The sequence below is a fragment of the Lapillicoccus sp. genome, assembly GCF_025353065.1.
Taxonomy (GTDB): Bacteria; Actinomycetota; Actinomycetes; order Actinomycetales; family Dermatophilaceae; genus Lapillicoccus.
This window is the reverse complement of the sequence record NZ_JANXRJ010000073.1, coordinates 1-3,938: the sequence shown is the minus strand read 5'-3', so window position 1 is coordinate 3,938 and position 3,938 is coordinate 1. Positions and strand designations below refer to the sequence as shown.

The window sequence follows — 3,938 nt, the reverse complement described above, 5'->3', positions numbered from 1 at the left end:
CGGGGGAGCCGGGGGAGCCGGGGGAGCCGGGGGAGGCGGACATACTGAAGGCCCGCGAGTGGACACATCGCGGGCCTTCAGGGCTGGGGGGCGACTTGTTGAAGTCGCAACGACTCCACTGTAGCCACTCCGGGGTCCGTTGGGGAGCGATTCTCGACAACGATGTCATCTCACCGGCCGGCACCCACCCGCCAGGCGGCTACGCCACGCCCCGCCTCGTCTGGTAGAGATGAGGGGCGCGGTGACCGGATGCGTCGCCCGCGACGCGAACGGCCAGGTTGAGGAGCGCGAATGGACGACCGGCGGGCACTGCAGGGCTGGGGTGGCACGAGTCCGAGCGTCTCCCTCGTCCACCCGGCAGGCGACGACCGTGACCTCGTCGCGATGGTCACCGAGCCCGGTCGGCGGGGGGTCCTCGCTCGGGGGCTGGGTCGCAGCTACGGCGACGCCGCGCAGAACGGCGGAGGGCTCGTCGCCGACATGACGACCCGCAACCGCGTGCTGTCCGTGGACACCCAGACCGGTGAGGTCAGCGTCGAGGCGGGTGTCAGCCTCGACACCCTCATGCGGCTGCTGCTCCCGATGGGCCTCTTCGTCCCCGTCAGCCCCGGCACCCGGCAGGTCACCGTGGGAGGCGCGGTTGCCGCCGACATCCACGGCAAGAACCACCACGTGGACGGCAGCTTCGGGGACCACCTCGCCTCGATCGACCTGCTCTGCGCCGACGGGTCGATCCGCCACCTCACGCCGCTGGACGACCTCTTCTGGGCCACCGTCGGGGGGATGGGGCTGACCGGTGTCGTGCTCCGGGTGACCTTGCGGATGAAGCCGGTCGAGACGGCATACTGCGTCGTCGACACCGAGCGGTGCGCCAACCTCGACGACCTCATGCAGCGAATGACCACCGACGACCACCGCTACACCTACTCCGTCGCCTGGGTCGACTGCCTCGCCTCAGGAGCCTCGTTGGGTCGCTCCGTGCTGACCCGCGGCTGGCCGGCCACGCTCGACCAGCTGCCCCGCAGGTTGCGTCACAAGCCCTTGGACTTCCGCCCCCCGGAGCTGGCGGTCGCTCCGGCCCACCTCCCCAACGGGATGCTCAACCACCTGACCGTCGCGGCCTTCAACAACGTCTGGTACTACAAGTCGCCTCGCGAGCGGCGCGGTGAGATCCAGAGCATCGGCGCCTTCTTCCACCCCCTCGACGGGGTCCGGCAGTGGAACCGGATCTACGGTTCCCGCGGCTTCCTCCAATATCAGTTCGTCGTCCCGTTCGGCGCCGAGGACGCCCTGCGCCGGTGCCTGACGATGCTCAGCGACGCCGGACAGGCGTCCTTCCTGGCGGTGCTCAAGCGCTTCGGCCACGGCAACTCGGGACACCTGTCGTTCCCCATGCCGGGATGGACCCTGACCCTCGACATCCCCGTCGGCTCGGCCGAGCTCGGGGGACTTCTCGACCGACTGGACGAGGAGGTCATCGCCGCCGGTGGCCGCCTCTACCTCGCCAAGGACTCGCGGATGACCGCAGCCACGATGAGGAAGATGTATCCCCGGCTGGAGCAGTGGCGCGAGATCAGGCACGAGGCCGACCCAGACGGTGTGTTCATGTCCGACCTGGCCAGGAGGTTGGAGCTGTGAAGGACGCCATCGGCAACCTGCAGCGGATCCTGGTGCTGGGTGGCACCTCCGAGATCGCCCTCGCCACGGTCCTCAAGCTGGCCGAGCCACGTCAGGGTGTGCACGTGACCCTCGCGGGACGCCCCGGCGAGCGCCGGGCCGCTGCCGCGTCGGCCCTGCACGCTGAGGGGCTGCAGGTCACCGAGGTGGACTGCGATGTGCGAGAACGGAACTCCTACGAGCAGGCCATCGCGTCCGCGTTCGATGCCGACGGCGACGTGGACGTGGTTATCGTCGCGTTCGGGGTCCTCGGGGACCAGGAACGGGCGTGGCAGGACCTCGATGCCGCCCTGGAGCTGGCCGAGGTCAATTACGTGGCAGCGGTGGGCTGCGGCGTGCTCGTCGCCCAGCGGCTCAGAGCCCAGGGTCATGGGGCGATCGTCGCCCTGTCGTCGGTCGCCGGTGAGCGTCCGCGCCGGTCGAACTTCGTCTACGGGTCCACCAAGGCGGGGATGGACGCGTTCTACGCCGGGCTCGGGGACGCGGTTGCCGCGGACGGGGTCCAGGTCCTCGTGGTCCGCCCGGGTTTCGTGAAGTCCAGGATGACGACCGGGCTCTCCCCCGCTCCCCTGTCCCAGGTCCCGGAGCAGGTGGCCGAGGTCGTCGTCGACGGACTGCGTCAGGGGCGCCGCACCGTGTGGGCGCCCCCGCCCCTGCGCTTCGTCATGTCGGCGCTGCGGCACCTGCCCGCGCCGGTGTTCCGGCGCCTGCCGGGCTAAACCGGGCTAGACCGGGCTAGACCCGGCCCCCTCGACTCCCCACGAGGCCGGGCTAGAAGTAGACCGAGAGGACCAGCGTGGCCCCCCAGACCCCCGCGAGCGCCAGCAGCATGCGGTCGTGCAGGACGATCTCCTCGGGCTCACCGGCCTGCCCGCTGTCGACGTCCACGGCATACCGGAGCAGGGCGATGACGAAGGGGACCACCGACACGACGCTCCAGCTGTTGCCGCCGGTCTGGCCCATCGAGAAGGCCCACAGGGCGTAGGTGGTGACGAGCACGCCCGCCGACAGGGTCCAGACGAACCGCAGGTAGGGCGCCGTGTAGCGCGCCAGCACCGGCCGGATCTTCGCGCCGGTGCGCTCGACGAGCATCAGCTCGGCATACCGTTTACCACCGGCCATGAACAGCGAGCCGAACCCGGCGGCGGTGAGGAACCACTGCGAGAGCGCGACGTCCGACGCGACGCCACCGGCGATGGCGCGCAACAGGAACCCCGAGGCGACGCTGGTGAGCTCGATGACCGGTTCGTTCTTCATCCCGAGGCAGTACCACAGCTGGATCGCCTCGTAGATGGCGAGCACGGCGAGGAGCTTGGGGGACTGCAACCCCGCGGCCAGGAGCGCCAGGGCGAGCAGCACCAAGGCCAGGATCCACGCGGTCGACACGGGCAGCTCGCCGGAGGCGATCGGCCTGCGGCTCTTGCTGACGTGCGCGCGGTCCGACTCCACGTCCCGGATGTCGTTGACGAGGTAGATGCCGGACGACGCCAGGCAGAAGGCGACGATCGCGACGGCCGCCCCGAGCATCGCCTTCGGCTGGGTGACGACGCCGGCGGCCACGGGTGCCGTCAGCACGAGGAGGTTCTTGACCCACTGCCGGGGACGGCACGCTCGGAAGAGGACCTCGGGTGAGGTCATGACCCCCAGACCCTCGATCGTGGGAGCCAGCGCCCGACCGCGGCCCCGATCGCCGCCCCGACCAGGACGTCACTGGGGTAGTGGACGCCCAGCAGCAACCGGCTCACCATCATGGCCGGGAGTGGGAGCAGAGCGGCTCGACGACCGAGCACCGCGGAGAAGGCGACACCGGCAGCCGCGGTCGAGGCGGCATGAGCCGACGGAAAGCTCCACCGACCAGCGGTCGGCCCGAGCACCTGCACCCGTGGATCGGTCGGGCGGTGCCGGCGGACGACCCTCTTCAGCACCACGCTGACCGCGTGCGAGGCGAAGACGGCTGCCGTGGCCCTGAGCCACTGCCCCCGCCGCGAGGGGTCGAGCACGGCCCCGAGGACCCCGGCGACCAGCCAGGCGGCGGCGTGCTCACCGAGGCCGCTGAGGGCCAGGGCTCCGCGACGGATGCCGGGCACGTGCGCCAACGACTGGACCCGGACCAGGGTCACCGTGTCCAGCTCGGCAAGAGGTGCGGCCCTGCTCACCTCGCGTAGACAGCCACGAAGTCGCGACTGGTCGGGGTGAAGTACCGGTCGCGACTTCGTGGCTGTCTACGCGAGGTGAGCAGGGCCGCACCTCTTGCCGAGCTG

The 3,938-nt window shown here is 70.6% G+C and carries 4 protein-coding genes; 2 read left to right on the top strand and 2 right to left on the bottom strand.

Translation table 11 applies throughout. From position 1 onward, the window contains the following. Positions 1-291 precede the first annotated feature (291 nt). Complete coding sequence (locus Q0R63_RS06515; RefSeq protein WP_295695496.1) at positions 292-1,638, top strand: FAD-binding oxidoreductase; 1,347 nt, start codon at positions 292-294, stop codon at positions 1,636-1,638. Next, positions 1,635-2,396, top strand: a complete 762-nt coding sequence (locus tag Q0R63_RS06510; protein ID WP_295695494.1) for a decaprenylphospho-beta-D-erythro-pentofuranosid-2-ulose 2-reductase — start codon at positions 1,635-1,637, stop codon at positions 2,394-2,396. The genes Q0R63_RS06515 and Q0R63_RS06510 overlap by 4 nt, the downstream gene beginning before the upstream one ends. 52 nt (positions 2,397-2,448) lie before the next feature. On the opposite strand, the gene Q0R63_RS06505 is transcribed toward Q0R63_RS06510, so the two are convergent. Together Q0R63_RS06505 and Q0R63_RS06500 are read right to left on the bottom strand one after the other, a co-directional pair. Further along, complete coding sequence (locus Q0R63_RS06505) at positions 2,449-3,315, bottom strand: decaprenyl-phosphate phosphoribosyltransferase (protein WP_295695492.1); 867 nt, start codon at positions 3,313-3,315, stop codon at positions 2,449-2,451. Next, positions 3,312-3,797 carry a phosphatase PAP2 family protein gene (locus Q0R63_RS06500; RefSeq protein WP_295695490.1) on the bottom strand — a complete coding sequence of 162 codons (486 nt, stop codon included), beginning with the start codon at positions 3,795-3,797 and terminating at the stop codon, positions 3,312-3,314. Before Q0R63_RS06500 ends, Q0R63_RS06505 begins: the two co-directional genes overlap by 4 nt. Positions 3,798-3,938 lie beyond the last annotated feature (141 nt).

What these genes read in the sequence shown, in the direction of transcription:
- Q0R63_RS06515 (WP_295695496.1), top strand. Translation starts at nt 292, where the DNA reads ATGGACGACCGGCGGGCACTGCAGGGCTGGGGTGGCACGAGTCCGAGC.
- Q0R63_RS06505 (WP_295695492.1), bottom strand. Translation starts at nt 3,315, where the DNA reads ATGACCTCACCCGAGGTCCTCTTCCGAGCGTGCCGTCCCCGGCAGTGG.